General features: G+C 40.9%; 22 protein-coding genes. All 22 read left to right on the top strand.

Annotated features, from left to right (window positions below; all coding sequences use genetic code 11):
• Positions 1 to 7: 7 nt before the first annotated feature.
• The 22 genes from rplF (at position 8) to AC27IB_RS15980 (ending at position 20,867) form a co-directional block, all read left to right on the top strand.
• Positions 8 to 541 carry a 50S ribosomal protein L6 gene (gene rplF, locus AC27IB_RS16085; RefSeq protein WP_487122178.1) on the top strand — a complete coding sequence of 178 codons (534 nt, stop codon included), beginning with the start codon at positions 8 to 10 and terminating at the stop codon, positions 539 to 541.
• Between the two features lie 12 nt (positions 542 to 553).
• Positions 554 to 907 carry a 50S ribosomal protein L18 gene (rplR, locus tag AC27IB_RS16080; protein ID WP_487122176.1) on the top strand — a complete coding sequence of 118 codons (354 nt, stop codon included), beginning with the start codon at positions 554 to 556 and terminating at the stop codon, positions 905 to 907.
• Between the two features lie 9 nt (positions 908 to 916).
• Complete coding sequence (rpsE, locus tag AC27IB_RS16075) at positions 917 to 1,417, top strand: 30S ribosomal protein S5 (protein ID WP_487122174.1); 501 nt, start codon at positions 917 to 919, stop codon at positions 1,415 to 1,417.
• A gap of 6 nt (positions 1,418 to 1,423) precedes the next feature.
• Positions 1,424 to 1,603: a 50S ribosomal protein L30 gene (gene rpmD / locus AC27IB_RS16070; protein WP_014950907.1), complete on the top strand. Its 180-nt coding sequence runs from the start codon at positions 1,424 to 1,426 to the stop codon at positions 1,601 to 1,603.
• Positions 1,604 to 1,606: 3 nt separating this feature from the next.
• Positions 1,607 to 2,041, top strand: a complete 435-nt coding sequence (gene rplO / locus AC27IB_RS16065; protein WP_487122172.1) for a 50S ribosomal protein L15 — start codon at positions 1,607 to 1,609, stop codon at positions 2,039 to 2,041.
• Between the two features lie 5 nt (positions 2,042 to 2,046).
• Positions 2,047 to 3,366, top strand: a complete 1,320-nt coding sequence (gene secY, locus AC27IB_RS16060) for a preprotein translocase subunit SecY (RefSeq protein ID WP_487122170.1) — start codon at positions 2,047 to 2,049, stop codon at positions 3,364 to 3,366.
• Positions 3,367 to 3,391: 25 nt separating this feature from the next.
• A complete protein-coding gene (gene rpmJ, locus AC27IB_RS16055; protein WP_070176336.1) occupies positions 3,392 to 3,508 on the top strand; it encodes a 50S ribosomal protein L36 in 117 nt (38 codons plus the stop codon).
• A 162-nt stretch (positions 3,509 to 3,670) separates the two neighbouring features.
• Positions 3,671 to 4,027, top strand: a complete 357-nt coding sequence (gene rpsM / locus AC27IB_RS16050; RefSeq protein ID WP_070176335.1) for a 30S ribosomal protein S13 — start codon at positions 3,671 to 3,673, stop codon at positions 4,025 to 4,027.
• A 16-nt stretch (positions 4,028 to 4,043) separates the two neighbouring features.
• Positions 4,044 to 4,436: a 30S ribosomal protein S11 gene (gene rpsK, locus AC27IB_RS16045; protein ID WP_012519215.1), complete on the top strand. Its 393-nt coding sequence runs from the start codon at positions 4,044 to 4,046 to the stop codon at positions 4,434 to 4,436.
• Positions 4,437 to 4,460: 24 nt separating this feature from the next.
• Complete coding sequence (rpsD, locus tag AC27IB_RS16040) at positions 4,461 to 5,081, top strand: 30S ribosomal protein S4 (RefSeq protein WP_070176334.1); 621 nt, start codon at positions 4,461 to 4,463, stop codon at positions 5,079 to 5,081.
• Positions 5,082 to 5,100: 19 nt separating this feature from the next.
• A complete protein-coding gene (locus tag AC27IB_RS16035; RefSeq protein ID WP_123324765.1) occupies positions 5,101 to 6,090 on the top strand; it encodes a DNA-directed RNA polymerase subunit alpha in 990 nt (329 codons plus the stop codon).
• Between the two features lie 40 nt (positions 6,091 to 6,130).
• The gene (gene rplQ, locus AC27IB_RS16030; RefSeq protein ID WP_070176332.1) at positions 6,131 to 6,532 is read left to right on the top strand and encodes a 50S ribosomal protein L17; all 402 of its coding nucleotides are present in this window, start codon (positions 6,131 to 6,133) and stop codon (positions 6,530 to 6,532) included.
• A 580-nt stretch (positions 6,533 to 7,112) separates the two neighbouring features.
• The gene (locus AC27IB_RS16025) at positions 7,113 to 8,993 is read left to right on the top strand and encodes a hypothetical protein (RefSeq protein WP_487122164.1); all 1,881 of its coding nucleotides are present in this window, start codon (positions 7,113 to 7,115) and stop codon (positions 8,991 to 8,993) included.
• A gap of 13 nt (positions 8,994 to 9,006) precedes the next feature.
• Entirely contained in the window at positions 9,007 to 11,037 is a 2,031-nt protein-coding gene (locus tag AC27IB_RS16020) for a hypothetical protein (RefSeq protein ID WP_487122162.1), read from the top strand.
• A complete protein-coding gene (locus AC27IB_RS16015; RefSeq protein WP_487122160.1) occupies positions 11,030 to 11,992 on the top strand; it encodes a hypothetical protein in 963 nt (320 codons plus the stop codon). The genes AC27IB_RS16020 and AC27IB_RS16015 overlap by 8 nt, the downstream gene beginning before the upstream one ends.
• Positions 11,985 to 15,119: an exostosin domain-containing protein gene (locus AC27IB_RS16010; RefSeq protein WP_487122158.1), complete on the top strand. Its 3,135-nt coding sequence runs from the start codon at positions 11,985 to 11,987 to the stop codon at positions 15,117 to 15,119. Before AC27IB_RS16015 ends, AC27IB_RS16010 begins: the two co-directional genes overlap by 8 nt.
• Positions 15,116 to 16,123 carry an SGNH/GDSL hydrolase family protein gene (locus AC27IB_RS16005; protein ID WP_487122156.1) on the top strand — a complete coding sequence of 336 codons (1,008 nt, stop codon included), beginning with the start codon at positions 15,116 to 15,118 and terminating at the stop codon, positions 16,121 to 16,123. Before AC27IB_RS16010 ends, AC27IB_RS16005 begins: the two co-directional genes overlap by 4 nt.
• Position 16,124: 1 nt before the next feature.
• On the top strand, positions 16,125 to 17,132 hold the full coding sequence (locus AC27IB_RS16000; RefSeq protein WP_487122154.1) for a glycosyltransferase family 61 protein: 1,008 nt from the start codon (positions 16,125 to 16,127) through the stop codon (positions 17,130 to 17,132).
• 1 nt (position 17,133) lies between these two features.
• Positions 17,134 to 17,712 (top strand): sulfotransferase family 2 domain-containing protein, encoded by a 579-nt coding sequence (locus AC27IB_RS15995; protein ID WP_487122152.1) that lies wholly within the window; start codon positions 17,134 to 17,136, stop codon positions 17,710 to 17,712.
• Complete coding sequence (locus AC27IB_RS15990; RefSeq protein ID WP_487122150.1) at positions 17,709 to 18,386, top strand: SGNH/GDSL hydrolase family protein; 678 nt, start codon at positions 17,709 to 17,711, stop codon at positions 18,384 to 18,386. Before AC27IB_RS15995 ends, AC27IB_RS15990 begins: the two co-directional genes overlap by 4 nt.
• Entirely contained in the window at positions 18,376 to 20,052 is a 1,677-nt protein-coding gene (locus tag AC27IB_RS15985; protein ID WP_487122148.1) for a hypothetical protein, read from the top strand. Before AC27IB_RS15990 ends, AC27IB_RS15985 begins: the two co-directional genes overlap by 11 nt.
• Positions 20,052 to 20,867, top strand: coding sequence for a WcbI family polysaccharide biosynthesis putative acetyltransferase (locus AC27IB_RS15980; RefSeq protein WP_487122146.1), 816 nt, complete (start codon positions 20,052 to 20,054; stop codon positions 20,865 to 20,867). Before AC27IB_RS15985 ends, AC27IB_RS15980 begins: the two co-directional genes overlap by 1 nt.
• The last annotated feature ends 20 nt before the right edge of the window (positions 20,868 to 20,887 follow it).

Genomic DNA, 20,887 nt, shown 5'->3' with positions numbered 1-20,887 from the left:
AGTTGAAATGTCACGTGTAGCAAAGGCCCCTGTTGACCTCGCCTCTGGCGTAGAGATTACAATCTCAGGTCAAGAAGTCACAATCAAAGGTAAAAACGGTACATTAAGCCGCGTATTTAACAACGCAGTTGAAGTAGTACAAGAAGAGAACCAGGTTAAGGCGTTACCTCGCGAAGGTTACCCGGATGCATGGGCTCAGGCTGGTACTGTTCGTGCGCTGATAAACTCGATGGTACAAGGTGTATCGCAAGGTTTTGAGAAAAAACTGCAGCTGTTAGGTGTTGGTTACCGTGCGCAAGCACAGGGTAATAAACTGAACCTGACTCTGGGTTTCTCTCACCCTGTAGCATACGAAATGCCAGCAGGTATTACAGTTGAAACTCCGACCCAAACTGAAATCGTCGTTAAAGGCGCCGATAAGCAGGTAGTTGGTCAGGTTGCGGCGAACATTCGCGCTTACCGTCCACCAGAGCCTTACAAAGGCAAAGGTGTTCGTTATGCAGACGAACATGTACGTCGTAAAGAAGCTAAGAAAAAGTAGGTGGGTGATACGATGGATAAGAAAGCAGCACGCTTGCGTCGCGCAACTCGCGCACGCGCTAAAATTCGTGAACTGGCCGCGCATCGCCTGGTGATTAACCGTACACCTCGCCACATCTATGCTCAGTTAATCGCTCCTAGCGGTTCTGAAGTATTGGCGGCGGCTTCTACGGTTGAAAAAGATCTGGCTAAAGATCTGAAATCAACTGGCAACGCTGAAGCAGCGGCATTAGTCGGTAAATTAATCGCAGAACGCGCTATCGAAAAAGGCATCAAAGATGTTGCTTTTGATCGCAGCGGTTTCAAATACCACGGTCGCGTTAAAGCATTAGCTGATGCAGCTCGCGAAGCTGGCCTTCAGTTCTAGGAGTTAATAATGGCTAAACAAGAAGTTCAAACAGGTGAACTGTTAGAGAAATTGATTGCTGTTAACCGCGTATCTAAAGTGGTTAAAGGTGGTCGTATCTTCAGTTTCACTGCATTGACAGTAGTTGGTGACGGCAATGGCCGTGTTGGTTTTGGTTACGGTAAAGCACGTGAAGTGCCAGCCGCTATCCAAAAAGCGATGGAAAAAGCCCGTCGTAACATGGTTAGTGTAGACCTTAACGGTCACACACTGCAGCACCCTATTAAAGGTCGTCACTCTGGCTCTAAAGTTTACATGCAGCCTGCATCAGAAGGTACTGGTATTATCGCCGGTGGTGCAATGCGTGCAGTACTTGAAGTAGCTGGTGTGCAGAACGTACTTTCAAAATGTTACGGCTCTACAAACCCAATCAACGTTGTTCGTGCAACCGTTAACGCGCTGACCGAGATGAACTCGCCAGCCGGTATCGCAGCGAAACGTGGATTGTCTGTAGAAGAAATTTTGGGGTAATCAGACATGGCAACGATTAAAGTAAAGCAAACTAAAAGTGCAATTGGCCGTCTGCCAAAGCACAAAGCGACGCTTAAAGGTTTAGGCCTGCGTAAAATCAACCATGTTCGTGAACTCGAAGATACCCCAGCCGTTCGTGGCATGATCAACCGTGTATATTACATGGTTGAGATCGTGGAGGAGTAAGACATGCGTTTAAACACAATTTCTCCTGCCGAAGGATCAAAGCCAAGCGCTAAGCGTGTAGGTCGCGGTATCGGTTCTGGTCTTGGTAAAACTGGTGGTCGTGGTCATAAAGGCCAAACCAGCCGTTCAGGTGGTTCTATCAAGCCTGGCTTCGAAGGTGGTCAGATGCCTATCCAGCGCCGTCTGCCTAAGTTCGGTTTCACCTCTCGTAAGAGCTTTGTTTCCGATCAGGTAACATTGACTGAAATCGCTAAGGTTGAAGGCGAAACAGTAACTTTAGATACTTTGAAAGCAGCGGGTCTTATCAAGAAAGACGTTCTGTTCGTTAAAGTAATGAAGAGCGGTGAAGTATCACGCGCTGTTACTGTTAGCGGGTTGAAGGTTACTAAAGGTGCCAAAGAAGCGATTGAAGCTGCTGGCGGTAAAGTAGAGGAATAAGCTAAATGGCGAAACCAGGATTGGATTCGGGCGCAAAAAGCGGCTTGAGTGAGCTTAAAGCAAGGTTGTTGTTCGTACTTGGTGCGATTGTAGTATTCCGGTTAGGTTCATATGTACCTATTCCTGGTATTGATGCTGCAGTGCTGTCGCAACTGTTCGAGCAACAAAAAGGTACCATCGTAGAGATGTTCAACATGTTCTCCGGTGGTGCGCTTGAGCGTGCATCAGTTCTGGCTTTGGGGATTATGCCTTACATTACTGCATCGATTATTATGCAGCTGCTCTCTGTTGTGCATCCGCCAATGGTTGAGTTGAAAAAAGAAGGTGAAGCAGGCAGACGTAAAATTAGTCAGTACACGCGTTATTTAACGTTGGTTCTGGCTACATTCCAGTCTATCGGTATTGCTACCGGCCTGCCTAACCTGATTAGTGGTTTGGTGATTAATCCTGGCTTCGGATTTTACTTTACAGCGGTAGTTAGCCTGGTCACCGGGACAATGTTCCTGATGTGGCTGGGTGAGCAAATTACCGAACGAGGTATCGGTAACGGTATCTCTATATTGATATTTGCTGGTATTGTTGCCGGTCTGCCAACAGCGATAGGTCAGACTGCGGAACAAGCAAGACAGGGTGACATCAATATGTTGTTGCTGCTGTTGATTGGCGCCATTGTAGTAGGCTTAACGTACCTGGTTGTGTTTGTTGAACGCGCCCAGCGTCGTATTGTGGTAAACTACGCGAAACGTCAGCAGGGCCGTAAGGTTTATGCTGCGCAAAGCACGCACTTACCACTTAAAGTGAACATGGCCGGGGTAATCCCACCAATCTTTGCTTCCAGTATCATTCTGTTCCCTGGTACCATTGCGGGCTGGTTCGGACAAAATGAATCAATGGCCTGGTTACAGGATGTAGCATTACTGCTATCGCCTGGTCAGCCGTTGTACGTGATGTTATATGCAGTTGCGATTATCTTCTTCTGCTTCTTCTATACTGCGCTGGTGTTTAACCCGCGTGATACAGCAGATAACCTGAAGAAATCCGGTGCATTTATCCCAGGCATCCGCCCGGGTGAACAAACCTCGCGTTATATCGATAAGGTAATGACTCGCCTGACACTTGCTGGCGCTTTGTATATAACCTTTATTTGTTTAGTGCCCGAGTTCATGTTGATTGCGTGGAACGTGCCTTTCTACTTCGGTGGAACGTCACTTCTGATTATCGTAGTTGTTATCATGGACTTTATGGCACAGGTGCAGACCCATTTGATGTCAAGTCAGTATGAGTCTGTTCTGAAGAAAGCGAATCTTAAAGGCTACGGCCGCTAAGATAAGCCTACTACGGAGTGATGTAATGAAAGTTCGTGCATCAGTAAAAACGATTTGCCGTAACTGCAAAATCATCAAGCGCAACGGTGTTGTGCGCGTGATTTGTAGCTCTGACCCTAAGCATAAGCAGCGTCAAGGCTAATCAACGCGGTGAATGATTTGTTAAAGCTGTAAGCAGAACCTGACATCAGGTTCTGCTTTCGGCGCAGATGAATTAATCACCTTTTATTTGCAATTTGTTCGACGGGTAAGTATCCTATCGGGCTTTTTAGGCCGTCGACTATAATTAAGAGGAGTGCTGTTAATGGCCCGTATCGCTGGCATTAACATTCCTGAGCACAAGCACGCTGTGATCGCCCTTCAGGCAATCTTCGGCGTTGGTCCTACACGTGCAAAAAGCATTTGTGCAGGCGCTGGTGTTGCAGAAGATACAAAAATCAAAGAGCTTGATGAAGCAACTATCGAGAAGCTTCGTGAACAAGTGGCGTTATTCACTGTAGAAGGTGACTTACGTCGTGAAGTTTCAATGAGCATCAAACGTTTGATGGACCTGGGTTGCTTCCGTGGTATTCGCCACCGTCGTAGCTTGCCTCTACGTGGTCAGCGCACTAAAACTAATGCGCGTACCCGTAAAGGTCCTCGTAAGCCAATTAAGAAGTAAACGGGGAGAATAAGTTATGGCAAAAGCACCAGCTCGTAGCACGCGTAAGCGCGCTAAACGTCAGGTTGCAGACGGTATGGCTCATATCCATGCGTCTTTCAATAACACAATTGTGACTATCACAGATCGTTCAGGCAACGCACTTGCGTGGGCAACATCTGGTGGTTCAGGTTTCCGTGGTTCACGTAAATCAACCCCATTTGCTGCACAGGTAGCTGCTGAGCGTGCCGGCGTAGCCGCGCAAGAATACGGTCTGAAAAACCTTGAAGTTTTCGTTAAAGGTCCAGGTCCAGGCCGTGAGTCTGCGATCCGTGCCCTGAACGCTACAGGTTACAAGATCACAAACATTACCGATGTGACGCCTATCCCTCACAACGGTTGTCGTCCACCGAAAAAACGTCGCGTTTAATCGACGGACAGTTGGAGAAAGAACATGGCAAGATATTTGGGTCCAAAACTCAAGCTTAGCCGTCGTGAAGGAACTGACCTGTTCCTGAAAAGCGGCGTTCGCGCAATCGATTCTAAATGTAAAATCGAAACTGCGCCTGGTCAGCACGGTGCCCGTCGTGGTCGTCTGTCTGACTACGGTGTGCAGCTGCGTGAAAAGCAAAAAGTCCGTCGTATGTACGGTATTTTAGAAAAGCAATTCCGTAACTACTATAAAGAAGCGGCTCGTCTGAAAGGCAACACCGGTGAAAACCTGTTGCAACTGCTTGAGCAGCGTCTTGATAACGTAGTTTATCGTATGGGATTTGCCAGCACTCGTGCAGAAGCACGTCAGCTGGTTAGCCACAAAGCTATTTTAGTTAATGGCAAAGTGGTAAACATTCCATCGTTTAACGTTACTGCCGAAGACGTGGTTTCTGTTCGTGAAAAAGCTAAAAAGCAAGCGCGTATCGCGGCTGCTTTGGAACTGGCTGAACAACGTGAGAAGCCAACCTGGATTGAAGTAGACAGCAACAAAATGGAAGGTACGTTCAAGCGTGTTCCTGAAAGAACTGACTTGTCTGCCGAAATTAACGAACAGTTGATCGTCGAACTTTACTCTAAGTAAAGCTAACTAAAGAGGAAGCATTGTGGGTTCTGTGACTGAATTCCTTAAACCGAGATTAGTTGAGATCGAAAACGTTTCTCCTACTCGTGCCAAAGTAACTTTGGAACCCCTGGAGCGTGGTTTTGGCCACACTTTGGGTAACGCCTTACGTCGCATCTTACTGTCATCCATGCCTGGATGTGCGGTAACTGAAGTTGAGATCGACGGCGTCCTTCACGAGTACAGCACCAAAGAAGGTGTTCAAGAAGATGTAATCGAAATCTTGTTGAACCTTAAAGGTTTGGCGGTTCGCTTAGAAGGCAAAAACGAAGCGACTCTGACTCTGGTGAAATCTGGCGCTGGCCCTGTTGTAGCTGGTGATATCCAGCATGATGGTGACGTAGAAATCGTAAATCCTGAGCATGTTGTTTGTACTTTAACCGGCGAAGCTGAAATCAGCATGCGTATTAAAGTAGAAATGGGCCGTGGTTACGTTCCAGCGTCAACTCGTCGTTCCTCTGAAGAAGATGATCGTCCAATTGGTCGTTTATTAGTAGATGCATCATACAGCCCAGTTGAGCGTATTGCTTACACCGTAGAATCTGCGCGTGTTGAACAGCGTACCGACCTGGACAAACTGATCATTGATATGGAAACGAATGGTACTTTAGATCCTGAAGAAGCCATCCGTCGTAGTGCAACCATCCTGGCTGAACAACTGGATGCGTTTGTAGAACTGCGTGATATCTCTGAGCCAGTGCAGAAAGAAGAGAAACCAGAGTTCGATCCTATTCTGCTGCGTCCTGTCGATGACCTGGAATTAACAGTACGTTCTGCTAACTGTCTGAAAGCAGAAGCTATCCAGTATATTGGTGACCTGGTTCAGCGTACCGAAGTTGAGTTACTTAAAACTCCTAACTTAGGTAAGAAATCGCTAACTGAGATCAAAGATGTTCTCGCTTCACGTGGACTTTCTCTGGGCATGCGCCTGGAAAACTGGCCGCCTGAGAGCATCGCTGAAAAAGATTAATCAGGTTTAAAAGAAACTGATTTTTTAGAAGGATAAAACTATGCGCCATCGTAAGAGTGGTCGTCAGTTGAATCGCAACAGCAGCCATCGTCAAGCTATGTTTAAAAACATGGCCGGTTCTTTGGTCAAGCACGAAGTGATCAAAACGACGTTACCAAAAGCGAAAGAATTACGTCGCGTAATTGAGCCTCTTATCACTCTGGCTAAGCAAGACAGCGTTGCAAATCGTCGTCTGGCTATGGCTCGCACCGGTGATAAAGAAGTAGTAGGTAAACTGTTCAACGAGCTTGGTCCTCGTTACGAAACTCGCCCAGGCGGTTATCTTCGCATTTTAAAATGCGGTTTCCGTGCTGGCGACAACGCGCCTATGGCATACGTTGAGTTAGTTGACCGCCCGGTTGTAGAAGCTGAAGAAGAAGCAGTAGAAGCAACTGAAGAGTAAGCAATTACTCGATAACGGCTAAGCTCACGCTTAACCGATTCGATTAAAAAACCCGCCGCTGGCGGGTTTTTTGTTTTTAGCCCTAAACCACCTACTTTAGCAGGTGGTTATCATTTTCTGTTTTATCAGTCCTCAATGATAATTAACATCAGGTTGTTTCTCGGATGTATTATCACCAGCTTTCTTATCCGCCACGCAGCATTCAATACACTTCATTAGAGTCTTAGTCTATTGTATTATTTCAGAAAAAAAGAGAAAGTAGTGGATTCAGGTAAATACTTACAATAGATGATAAATTTGTAAGTTAATGCTGTCGTCATTACTCTGAAGAAATGCAATGAAAGAAGTATGATGGTAGAGTAAGTAAAAATTACGAGTGTCGTTCAGGATGAATCCGCTATGCAAATAAATCGAGTTTCTACAATATCCAATTCACAAATAATTTTTTAAACAACAACTGAGCAAAGTTATTGTTTTCTCTGAGCTCTTACTAATAAAACAGACAAAAGAAGCTAAACTATCTTGATAGGTATTGAGATTTCAGTATTAATTCCGCATTAATGGTTTTGTAGAGTAACTAATGACAGTTCTTTTAACACTTTCAAATACGCCAGTTTGGCAATTGGTAGTTGCCAATTGTTCTTTTTTTAAAATCAAGCAAGTTTCTGATATCGAAATTGGTGAACAAAAAGTTTGTGTCGAAAACTCTGTTAATATTGCTGACCTCAAAGAGTTGGTGGCTCTAACCACAGATATCGTTCTTTGTTATGAAGCCCCTGAGGAAAGTCTCGCTGAGGCGTTCTCAAACAATCAAAGTGTTGTAGAAACAATAGACTATTATGTTTCTCTCTATTCTGAATTATTAAATATTCATCGCAAGTCACGTCGCAATCTGTCATTGGTCAACTTGAAAAAGGTAGTAGCTAATGGACTTGATAACTCGTTACAAAGAGAGAAGCTGGGATGCAATACTGAGATCGTAATAACTGAACGATCAGATGCAACAGAGGTTGTTAGGTTAATAGCGCAGAAGGCCATAGAACAACACGAAGAATTGGATGCACTTTGCCAATCATTGCAGGCCAGCAGTATATCCGGAGCCATCGATAAAACGAAATTCGATATATCCCAACTTGTAATGCAGGAACTTTCGCAAAATCAATATAAGGAAAGCCTTGAAAAATTGAATGAGTCACTTGAGCTTGAATATTCAACCTGCAAGGTGACGATAGATGATTTAACCAAAGAGCAGGAACTGCTCAGTAATTCAATTGTTAACTTACAAGATAGGCTGGAATCTGACAAACAGCGTTTTGGTGAGCTTCAGAAACAGTTACTACAGGTTCAGGATGAAGCTGGGAAGGCAAAATTACAAAATGCAGATCTGTTAGCTGAGAGACAAATTCTGCAAAACAACCTGATCACGTTTCAAGTAGAATTGGAATCTAAACAACAAAGATTGGTTGAGCAGGATGAACAAATTACTGCACTGCAACATCAACTTGAATTGCTATCCTCAGATAATGCAGAGTTGCATGCGGAAAGAGAATTGCTTACAAGGACCGTTTCATCTTTGCAAGATGAGCTACAGTTAAAACAATCGCTAGTTGCAGATTTAGACCAAGCCTTTCGAAATGCAAAAGTGAACGAGTCCAAAATTAAGCAAACATGTGAACAGCAGCTGTCAGAAAGTTATGCAGAGAAGGAATTAATTGAGTCTAGGATTAATATACTTGTGGGCGAATCGGTAAAATTAGAAAGCGCGATAGAAGATATTAAGCACCTGAAATCTGAACTCGAAGAAACTCACTCTGCGAAAAAATTTAACGAAGATAAAGTCAAAGAGTTACTGTCCGTTGTAGAGAGCTACAGTGCTGAGCTGAGTAATTTGAACAAAAAACTAAATAGCTTAAATGAAGAACTCAACAAGTTAAAAGATGAAAAAGCGAAGCTTAAAACGAAAGGACTTCGCGACACAAAACGTTTAAAACGCGAAATTTCTCACTTGGAAAGTAAGTACGAAAAGATAATGAGAGAATTACTTAGTACTACTGACAAGTTGCAGTACGCTGAATATGAGCTCAATAAAATCAAAACTTCGGCGACATGGAAGCTAGGAGCGCCAGCAAGAGCAGTATCTAAAAAGCTAAGGAAAGAAGATAAAGACAACGAGATTCTTAAGCAGAATATCGGCCTGTTATATACCAGTGAATTATTCGATGTTGACTGGTATCTTAATTCCTATCCAGACATTAAGGATGCAGGGATAGACCCCGCTGAACATTACCTTGTTTATGGTGCAAAAGAAGGCCGCTTGCCATGTGCGTCATTTGATGGGGATTGGTATTTACGTCAAAATCCTGATGTTGCTGAATCAGGCATGAATCCGTTGATTCATTACATAAAATATGGATTGGCAGAGGGCCGTATGGTCTCTCCTAAGCTGCTGAATAAAGATTAAGGATTAGTGTGAAATGAAACCAACTTTATTCTGGCTCGGCGCAGGAAAGGCGTCATCGATCATATTAAATCCCCGAGACTATGAGAAGGTTATCTTGGTCGAAGCGCAGCATGGGCTGTGCGAAAAACTGAGAGAAAAGTTTCAGTCAGAAGAGCATGTAGAAATCATAAATGTATGCTTGGACATAGATGGTTCAGAAAATACCAGGCAGTTTAATGTCTTTAATGTTAGTGAGTTTTCTTCTTTTAAATCTCCTACGGGCCTTAAAGCGCTTTTTCCTGGCTTGCAAGTTACTAAAACACTTGAATTAGAGGTAAGCGGGCTTCGATCAATTTTGGGAAATTTTGAACCTGAAGTAGCTTATGAGTTAATAATAGATTTACCTGATATTGCCGGCCAGATTATAGAAGAATTAACTTCGCAAGAGCTCCTGCAGCGTTTCAAAAAAATCACGGTTACCTGTGGTACAACATCATTGTATGAAGGTGCGTATAATTACGCACAGATAATGTGTGCGCTGGAAAAACAATACTTTGAAGAGTCCTCGGTCGATGATTCTGATCCAGATATTCTGGTAGTAAGTGCTATTTTTGATCGCAAAACCAAATTGTTGGCCACGCTCGAAATGCAGGCAGAAAGGCTCAAGCAAAGGTTGGACGAAGAACGGCACATCAATCAGGTATTAGCGGACGAGCGTGATACTCTTAAGAGTAAGTCAGAAACTCTTAAGGAAGAAAATGAACGATTAACAACACAATGTGAATCACTCACTCAGCAGCATGGTGAAATAACTCAACAGGTTTCCGCAAAGGAAGATGAATTAAAAAAAGCAGCCGAAACTATTGAAGCCGTTACTGCACAAGTTGATGCTTTAACTTTGGATCTATCGAACAAAACTGAATTAAATCAACAATTGCATGTTGAAGTGGCAGAGCTTAAGTCAAATTTAGATGAGCTTCAGTCTACAATTAATGCATTCCGGGATAGTTATCAGGAACGGAATGAAGAAGTAGAGGCTAAAACACTGCACATCCGAGCAAACGAAGTAAGGATTCAGACACTGGAAGAGTCTGTGGAGCGACATGCTCTGGAGAAAGCGAAGTTAGAAGAGTTAGTTTCGGCTAAGCAGAGAGAAATTGAAGATTATATAGAAGAACTCCAACAAGCTAGCGAAGCTAATAGGTGCAGTGAAGAGGCTAATAGCAAGTTACAACAAAGCCTGGCTCAAATAAAGGCCAAAAGCGAAGCGTCTGCACAGCAGTGGTCGCAAACATTACAAGAAACGCAGGAAAGCCTGACGAGTGCCCAGGAAGAGTTAGAACGTTTACGGCAAGACAAACAAGCGGAAGAAGCTGCTCGTAGCCAGTTAGAAGAAAGCCTGGCTCAAATAAAGGCCAAAAGCGAAGCGTCTGCACAGCAGTGGTCGCAAACATTACAAGAAACGCAGGAAAGCCTGACGAGTGCCCAGGATGAGTTAGAACATTTACGGCAAAACAAACAGGCGGAAGAAGCTGCACGTAGCGAGTTAGAAGAAAACCTGGCTCAAATAAAGGCCAAAAGCCAAACGTCTGCAGAGCAGTGGTCGCAAACTTTACAAGAAACTAAGCAAAGCCTTACGAGTGCCCAGGAAGAGTTAGAACGTTTACGGCAAGACAAACAGGCGGATGAGGCTGTTCGTAGACAGCTAGAGGAAGACATTGCTCAATTTAAACAAGAACAGCAGGATATTGAAGAGAGCTTCAAGTTACATAAAGAGAAATACAAAGCCCTTGAACAATATAATGAAGCGTTAAAAAGAAAGGCGGATGAAAGTAATAAACTGAGTATGCAGCATAGCGCAACGTTGGAACTGACGACTAAACAAAATATGAAGTTACACATCGATCTTGATAATTTAAGAACGAAGTACGCTGAAAAGGTAGAAAGCGAAACATCGCTAAAAGAATTGATCGCAGAGTTACACGAGAAATTGCAACAAGCTGCCAACTTCTATCGGAAATTAGAAAGTAGTAATCCCGAACTTCTAGGCGGCAATAGTGAGTAGGATTCAAGCTGATTTAGAAATCCTCCATAACGAATTAGCAGAGGCTTTAGAGCTAATAAAGACTAATGGTGGTATCAAACCCCCGAAGACAAACCTGAATGAGCTTAAGGTAAACGAAACACAGAGCTTATTAGAACGATGCAAGCAAGTCGTAGCTCAAGGCAACAATAAGCCTAGGTTAAGGATCATACACCACTTTGCGTGTAGCGGGGGGACACTAATATCTAAGTGTTTAGCAGCGTTACCAAATGTTTTTCTGTTAAGTGAGCTGCACCCAACCACTACCTTGCATCAAGGTGGGGGTAAACCGAAGTTTCTTCCTGCCGATGTGACTACACAGGCTAGGTATGCAAATGTTCCTGATATTAAACATCTGGCGTGGAATATATTTCGATTAAGTATCATACAGACATCTAAGCACATAGATAAATACTCAGGTTGTTTAGTCATAAGAGATCATACACATTCCGATTTTTGTGTTGGAGAGAAGTTCAGCACTCAGTCGACGATTGCCAAGGAATTATCAGACGAATTTGAATTGCTGAGAGTCGTCACATTAAGAGATCCTATAGACGCGTATATTTCACTGGTTAAAAATAACTGGTTGCATTTTTCACCTAAAACATTCGATGAATATTGTAAAAGAGTTTGGGTATTCCTTGCCGAATATGATGACTCACAGATATATCGCTATGAAGACTTTGTCCTAAATCCAAAAGACGTTATGTTGAAAGTGACTGAGGCTCTTGAGCTACCGTTTGACGATAGCTTTATCACCACGTTTAATATCTTCCAAGTTACTGGAGACAGTGGGCGTTCTGGTGACATAATTGGGCCGAGAGCGAGACGAGAGCTTACTAAAGAAGAATATAATGAATTTGAGAGTTCAGATTTCTATAAATTAATAGCGGACCGGTTTAACTATAACTCAATGGAGAGTATTAAGAGTGATTAGTGTTTTTTTTCCCTATTATCAGTGCGGAGATGAGGGGAGGCAGAATGAAATAGACTTATGCCTCCGGCAAAATGCTGATAACCCTCATATTGATAAATTAATTGTCGTTATTGATGATGGTTGTGTTGCACCTTTTATCACAGATAACATGGAAGTTCTTCATGTAGATAAAAGAATGACTTACAAATACTGGATTGAGCTGACTCAACAATATTGTTCTTTTGGTATCTCTGTGCTTTGTAATTCTGATATCTATTTTGACAATTCCGTTGCAAAGCTAACCGAAGTGCTATCCGAACCAAAATCATTCCTTGCACTTTCAAGATGGGAGTTGCTCAGCGGCAAAACCGAAAAGCATCCTAATCCTCACTGGTCTCAAGATACTTGGGCGATGAATGTTGGAGAGAAACTATCCGATAGTTTTATGCACTTATTAGACTTTCCAATGGGGGTACCCCGTTGCGATAACAAGATAGCGTATTTATTTGCAGTAAACGGATGGTCTGTTCATAACCCGGTAAATTTCGTTAAAAGTATTCATGCCCACGAAACTCAAGTGCGTACTTATAATAAAAAAATAGATGAGCGAATTCTTGGCGGGGTAGCTTATGTTTACCCTGGCGAAAAACTCGATTCCCCGGCAAGTATGGACTTTGATGTATGGGTTAAGCATTCGAACAGTAATATTAATTCGATCAAGATCAATAAAACTCTTGAGCGATGGAGAAAAGAAGCTGAGGAAGCTGCCCAGCCACATACGCTAAAAACGTTAGCGCTTGAGCCGGTAAAACACGCAAAGGCTACGGAATTACTCTATGCAATAAAAAACGGTATTATAACCGATATCAAATCACCGAATTTTAGAACAGTAGAGTTCAATAACAGGGTTTATTTTAACAATCTGTTTGAGTTTCAATATCGGTTATCTGTTGACTCTCGAGCTTATCGAGACGATACCGGTTATTACAACGTGATCGGCCTGATCCCTCCTGTAGTTAATTCTTATGTCAATGAAATTGCGTTAAAACCAAATTCACCTACCGATATCAATTTTTGGCAATATCCTTGTGCTACCGAAAAGCAAGCATTCGAAAATCATTTAATGCTCAACCCTGGCGACCACATAGATATTACTAACAAATTAGTTCATTTATATATACCCTTACCTTGGGCAACTTATGTAGACAAGAAGCTGTTCCCAGAGTCTTACTTACTACGCCTTAAAAGTTTGATTAACCAATACAAAGAGATTGCCGAAACCAATGGGTTTAAGCTGTTAGTTCACAGTGTTTGTCAGCATATTCATTGGATTAGAATGCTTGAAAAGGCCGAATGGCTGGGTATTACAGATTTCTATCTATCTCACAAAGATTCTAAAAGCGAACTGATACAAAAAGAGATCGGTACAAATTTAAGATTACACGGGTGGTCACTGATTGCTGTGAATTATGAAGCACCGGAAAGAAATGAAGGAATGGAGAGGAAGCCAATGGCCGAACGTAACCTTCTTGCTTCATTCATTGGCGCGCATATGAAGCATTATCGGGATGACAGCAGAATCAAAATGTTTGAAGCAGCTAAAGCTTGCGGCAGGGATGATATTTTTGTGGACCTTGGAAACGAATGGCATTTCAACAAAGTCGTTTATGAGGAGCAGGTACTTAACAAAGAAATTGAATCTCACCATATCGACGAGCACCATAAGCGTACTTTTCGATACAATGCCATTTTATCAGATTCGAAATTCTCGTTATGCCCAGAAGGTGCAGGCCCCAATACCTTGCGTTTTTGGGAGTCTATAGCGGTTGGCAGTATACCTGTTTTATTTTCTAACGATTTAGCTGTTTTTGAAGAATTCCCTTTTAGTGACAAACTGATGAAAAGCGTAATTTTTTGGGAAAAGGACATTGGCCCTGAATTATTTACTTTCTTAGAGAATATTCCCCAAAGCAAACTCAACGAAATGTGTCACAGTTTAACTTCTATTTACTCGCAGGTAGTCAAATTGAAGACTTTCGACAACTTCGAGGCAAATGCCAAGTTGAATGAGGTTGCTGCGAACGCCGTTTCAATTGATAACTCTAAAAAAACTATTAACGTTTTGTACATTGGAGCAAGTGTAACCGCCCAAAAGAATGGTTATAGACCTGAGCTAAATAAAAAGCTTGAAGATGCAGGGTATATCGTTAATCAAACCATACTGGCAACGGGTGCAACAGGGTCCATTTTTGGTTTATGTAATCTTTCAACCTTAGACATTCCAGAAAATGAAGTATTTGATCTAACAGTTTATGAATACTCAACAGGTGACCTTAACATTGGTTTAACGCCCTTGGATGTGATGGAAGACGTTGTTTTTGAATCGTTAACTTTCCTCAAAGGAATCTCCAAAAAAGTAGTACTTGTGAATAATTTTAGAAGCGACTATGAAAATGGTGAAGGTGAATTTGTTAGAGAAAAGCATCGTAATGCTGCTAAATTAGCGAACGTACCTGTTATAGATACGTATCCGGTTTTTGAAGATATGAGAAAAGAGCTGAGCGATCCTGATTGGAAAGAGATTTACAGGGATAATGTTCATACGTCGCCTAAAGGCAGCAAGTTGGTATCTGACCACATTTTTGAAAACTTAAATTTGACTGTATTAGAGTCTCCGTTTGAACGTGGTGATTCTGAAATCCTCAAAGCAGGGTTTTATTTTCCACAAATCAACGGTAAGGATACTGAAATCTATACCTACCCAAGTTCCGGGCAGGAATTTAGGTTCTTTAGGTTAAAACCAAATGAAATAATTTCAATGAAGCTCAAAGGCGAAATTTGGGGGCTGATTTCAGTTGTAGGACCAACTTCTGGGTGGGTTAACGTAAAAGCGAATGGTACGACAATACAAGAATTCTGTCAGTTGGATGCTCACTGTTACTATGAACGCATTCAGCCCAGACAATTCATGCGAAACTTCGAAGAGGACGTCGAATTAACGATCCAGTTAATCGATAAGGATTTAGATTTCGAAAAGGTCAAGCAACCACATAAAGATCACGATGCTGAGCGTGAGTTAAAGTTTTCTTGTATTATGGGGAAGAATTTAACAATTCAAGATTTGCAGATTTTAGGTAATGATAAATGAAATTAGTTTGTTATGGCGCAAGTGTAACTGCACAGAAAAATGAAACCGGGTACTTTCAGCAGTTACAGGAAATGCCGTGTGCTACTCAATTTGAATCTATTGAAAAAGTAGCCTTTGGAGCTAGTCAATTTGAATATGCAGGCTACTCTTTTATGCAAGATGTATTAGATAAAAAACCTGATATTTGCATTATTGATTGGCTAACACCAAGTATGCCTGGCTTCAACGCTTTTAAGATAGATTTATTGAATTACGCACTACTCAGTATCAACTGCTTACCTTTATGGGTATTTTTTCCTAGAGTTAACAATTTCAATAATTTACCAAATTCATTTAATCAAGTCAGCGAAAGCACCCAACAGTTCTCTTTGGACTTTTTAGATCTCAGAAGCCAAATGCCTGATTTTCAGGACGATCCAAAAAAGTACTTGAGAGATGCTGTACATACCACGCTCGATGGCGCGCAATGCTACGCGATGGCAATAAATAGTGAACTGGAGAAATTGATAAGAGAGTTTGATAAACGTCTTGCTCTTGCTAAACAAAGCGATGGCTACAAGCTGACTGCTGAAAAGAACTACTCTATCCCTCTTATAAAACAAAGCGAATTCACCATCGACTCTTCTCAAAGCGTGGAAATCGATTTCCAATATGAAGGCGGGTTCTTTGAGGTTTATTTCGATACGAATATAGGCCCTCATATTTGCTTTTTAGATTTCACCTTAATTAGAGATGGTGAAGTATTTGATCATCAGATATTCAATAAAGTTGACCCTTGGTGTTACTACAACCGTTCAATGATCATCGAGACACTTAGAAAAAGAATCCCAGCGGGAAGCTACAAGCTTGTTATTAAAAAAGGCGAAGGGAACCCCTTCGCTGAAAGTGATACCCGTAAACCAGTGGAAGAACATTGGGACGAAGATGAAAGATATATCAGCGTAAAACGAATTTCTGTAACCGCTGATGATTTCGAGCTATCTATAAACAGGAGTAAAAAATAATATGTTTTTAGATGCTGCAATTAATTTTACTAACATCAAATCATATAAAAATATTTATGAAGATGTGTATATAGATACTAAAACATCAGCTGTGTTGGATAGTAATCTAAAGCCAATATATGAAACGTTATACGAAATCATTTTTTGGTGGAAAGGGACATTGCACGGACAGACACTCATTGATCCTGAGTTAAGAAAAATTGAAGTTCAGCGCAGGTATGAGGAAATTCTTGCTGAAACGGCAACCATTACGCCCGACGACATCGCTGGAGCTAAAGTGCTACCTACAGATGTTGAGGCCATTTATGCTATGTCTGCTCATGGTTGGTATCCGTATGGCCATTTGCATGACAGTTTGCTTAGGTTATTTCCATGGCGGGACCAACACTTCAATAACCCGCGTGTGCTTTGCAGCAAGTATAATCGGGTTGTTGATTTTCCCCTGCACTTAAAAGCATGTGGTTTTAGTGAAGATACAATATTTAGAACTGCGCCAAAATATCGCCTAATTAAAGCATCAAAGTTATTTTTTGGTGTAAATGAAGCGAAGTTTTGGACAACGATGACTCAAGAGCAGTATGACTGGTTAATCCAGGGCTACTTTAGTCTTTTTGATATAGATCCCAGAACTGAAACCCCGATAGAGGGTTTATACCTGAGTCGGAATCACGTTGGGCGTCGAGGCGTAACAAATAACGAAGAAGTTCAAGACTTTTTGACTAATGAACGCGGGTTTAAATGCTTAACAGGTGAGGAAGGGTTGTTAGAGATAATATCTCTTTTTGCCAGAGCAAAAAATATTGTTGGTCCTCATGGTTCTATTTTTGTAAATACTATTTTTTGTAGAGAGAATGCGAAAATTATAGAGTTCTGTCCGGACAATCGACGAGATTATTCTTTTAGGAACAAGACTAAAGCCGCTCAGGATTATAATCATATATTAAAACCCGCGGATAGCGATTTTAATATTGAAATTGATATTGAAGAATTAAAAAATTTAATAAATTAATATGAAAACTCTTTTTTTACATATACCGAAAACAGCTGGTTCTAGTTTGTTGAGTTCTGAATTAGGGCCAAAGATAAACAAAAGGATCCACTCATTTGTTGGGACAATTGAGGAACAAATCGAGAAGACCGAAACGCAAGACTACTTTAAGTTTTGTTTTACTCGTAACCCGTGGGACCGTTTTAGTTCACTATACCATTACTTCTATAACATGACAGAAGATCATATGTTCTATAAATATAATCCGTCAATTATTAAAGTAGTCAGGCGATATGAAACGTTTGAAGCGTTTTGTTTGGCATTCCCGAAGTTGAATATTAAAAATTTCCATTTTTATCCTCAAACTAAATATATGTATATTGGCGACCAAAATATAGTCGATTTTGTTGGAAAAATGGAAAGTTTAGAAGATGACATTGAGAAGTTATGTCATGTTCTGAATGTGAATAGAAGTAAAGAAATTCCTCATTCTAATCAAAGTAATTCTAAGAATTATCGAGATTTATATACCGCTGAAATGAAGGCTGTTATTTCAGAATGCTATTCCAAAGACGTAGAGCTGCTAGGATATGAATTTTGAATAATCTTGATAAAGAAAATCTGCTGGTATTAGGCGACTCTCACACTCAAGTGTTCAGGAGTGGAAAGTTTCCGCATAATTTTCCTCAGTTTAACTGGGATGTGCTGACTGTAATAGGCGCGACCATTTCTGGCATTGATAACCCGAACTCTAAAACAAACGCTATGCAGATTTTTAATGAACGTTTAGAAAGAAGGGATTTTTCGAGAATAATTCTTCAGTTAGGTGAGGTTGATATTGGTTTTGTGATGTGGTTTAAGGCCCAAAGAGATGCCATTCCAGTCAAAGAGTACTTCGATTTGACTGTCACTAAATATCAAGAGTTTATCGAAAAAGTTAAATGTTATTGTGAAAACATAATAGTTGTGAGCGTGCCACTACCAACCATCAGGGATGGTGAAATGCTTGGCAAGGTCGCGAATCAGCGCAGTAATATTAAGGCAACTCAGGCTGAACGGACCGAGCTCACATTAAATTTTAATAATTTGTTGAAGGCTTATTGTGATAAAGAAGAAGTACTTTACCTGGATTTGGATAGCGTTAGTTTAGGCAATGATGGTCTTGTATGTGAAAAGCTTCGAAATAAAGACAGAGCAGACCACCATTATTGTAAATTCGCGTATTCAGAAATTTTGGTAGAAAATTTGAAAAAAGTAGTTGCAAATGGATGGTAGTAAAAAGGTCAAGAATATCCTGATAGTTGGGTATTGTGCGCAAACGGTTGACGCAGCATACAAGTTTTGTCGAGAGGCATTTAATGACTTATCTTTCCTTCAAACGATATCGCTAGCGCCTGATTTATCATCGGACTTAGGTTTACCGCTGACTAATGTTTTATTTGATGATCCCTTTGGTCCATTCGCCAAAGAGTTAGAACTTACTGAAGACGTTGTGATTTTTTATGTTAAGAATGATAAGGAAAAGAGAAATATAGATATAAATTATGAAAATATCATTTCCTATTTTTCTTCGACCCATCAATATCTACAGAGTAAATACGATTCATTAGTCGCGAGTTTGATGACTACTGATGAATTAAAATCTATTCCTGAATACCAAGCAAAGCTCGGAGCAAGAAAATCTCTTTTAAAGTCTGAATTCAACGTTTGGTGCGATGAACATTGTGCTGATTTGAGTTTAACTTCATGTGAACATATTGCCTCCTGGAAGCAGTATACACAAGTTCATGGCCATCATTTTTTCTCAACTGATGTTTGTAAAGTCGCTCCTGAAAAGACTACCGATTTATTTGAGTTCATCTACCAAACGGTCAATGATTTTTTGGCTACTAGAAGCCGACGGTTTGATGAAGGTAGATATCGCTTATTAAGAAATGAGTTTGATAAAGGCTGTCAGTTATATTTCCGAGAAAAAATAAAGCAAAAAATTAAAGTTATTTTTGCTAATAGCCCCATGGGTTATGGAGATTACCTACAACGTATGGAGAGGATGTATAACCTTCTTTTGAATATAGGTGAAGATCTTGGCTTCAATCAGACAAACTATGTAAATCCACATGTTAAAGATTTAAATTTTTCTGAATATGTAACTATTGATATGCCCGTCTATGAGTTGGAATCGTTTTCAGAAAGCCGTACGTTAGAATTTGAAGAGTTCTTTTATTTAATGGCTAATGGAATGCTGGATGATAACTCTGAAGCAGGGTATCAGTTATACCTACATAAAGCCTACCGCACATTAAATTATGTATTCGAAGCCGCGTCTGTAGATTCATTTTATTCAAAAGTACGCTTTAGCAACAAAGTTAAAATACAACAAAGTCGCTCGGAATCATTTCGCGTGGTATTTCATTTAAGGCGACACGATACTGCACTATCAATGATCCAGGATAAGGTCCACAGTAGCATTGCTAACAGAATGGGGGTAGACAGACCTCTACTAACTTTAGAATTGTGTGAAAAGATAACTCGATGTTACTTGGAACAAAATAATCTCAACGCTGAAAACATTGAAGTTAGTATTATTTCAGATGGGTATTTAGGGCTTTTTGAAAGGTATGAGAAGTTATGCTTTTTCAATGGGCTGGAAGTTGAACCGTCGTTTTTTAATTATCTTAATCAGCTTGAATATGACCTCTTAAATCCGAAGTTATCTCTGAGTAATAGTACGCTAAGTGAGGTCTGTATCGGTAGAGAAAAAGAGAAGACAATTTTATCGTTAGGAATAATTTCAAACGCTGATCTGATAATTACGTCTAGTGGATTCGCCATAGTTTTGGCTAGGATAGCTTCTAAGCCATGTATTAATGGTTTTGATGCTATGAAAGTCAAAGACAACGAAGTTAAGTTTAGCGAAGTTTGTAAGGTTAGTTTACAGTAATGAAAAAATGTTTAATTCTGATGAACTGCTTTTCTATGGAGTACCGTAGGCACCTTCTACAGTGCCCAGAGTTCAAGAGTGATTTTGAACTGGAGTTTGTCACCACTTACACGCGCACTCCTGATGCCAACTTCCTCACAATGGTAAAGAATGCTGATTTAGTGATTACACAAAACGTGAAGAGTATTCCTGAATATACGCCAGAGTTTATCAATAGGAATTTGAAGCCGGGAGCAACATTAGTTGTAACCGAGTTTTGGCGCTTCAATGGCTATTGGCCATATTCTTCTGAAAATGCCCGAGTATCTAACGCGTTCTGGTATCCAGTAGACGAATTTGATAGTGGCTTGTCTTTTGAGCAATATATAGCTCAACCGCTCAATGCTCTCGATATACAGCAGTGTTTTGAGGAGGGCGTATCTAAGCTTGCTGCGATTGATGAATTGTCTGATATCAAAGTATTGGATTTCTTTTTGGAAAATCATAAACAGATACGAATGTTCTCAGATGACTGGCATCCAACTACGCCCGTGTTCGCGTTTGTAGTGGAAAGAATTCTCAAGGGCCTGGGTTACGAATATGATGTTCAACCAATGAGGCTCAATGGCGTCAATTCAAATCGTTACCGAATCATTAACGATAATGTAAAAGCAGAGCTGGGGTTGAGCTTCGATGATGATTCTGTAATATTTTTCAATAAAAACATTACAGTAAGAGATTACTATAATTTCGCGTTAAGGCATCAGGACGAAGTGCTGAGCAACAACATGGCGATGCCGGAGTTGAGAGAACTATTTTTAAGTAAATTTGAGTAAACGTGGTATCTTTATTTTAA

The organism is Alteromonas sp. 4NH20-0104 (assembly GCF_057547795.1).
This window is presented reverse-complemented; position numbering and strand designations above follow the sequence as displayed.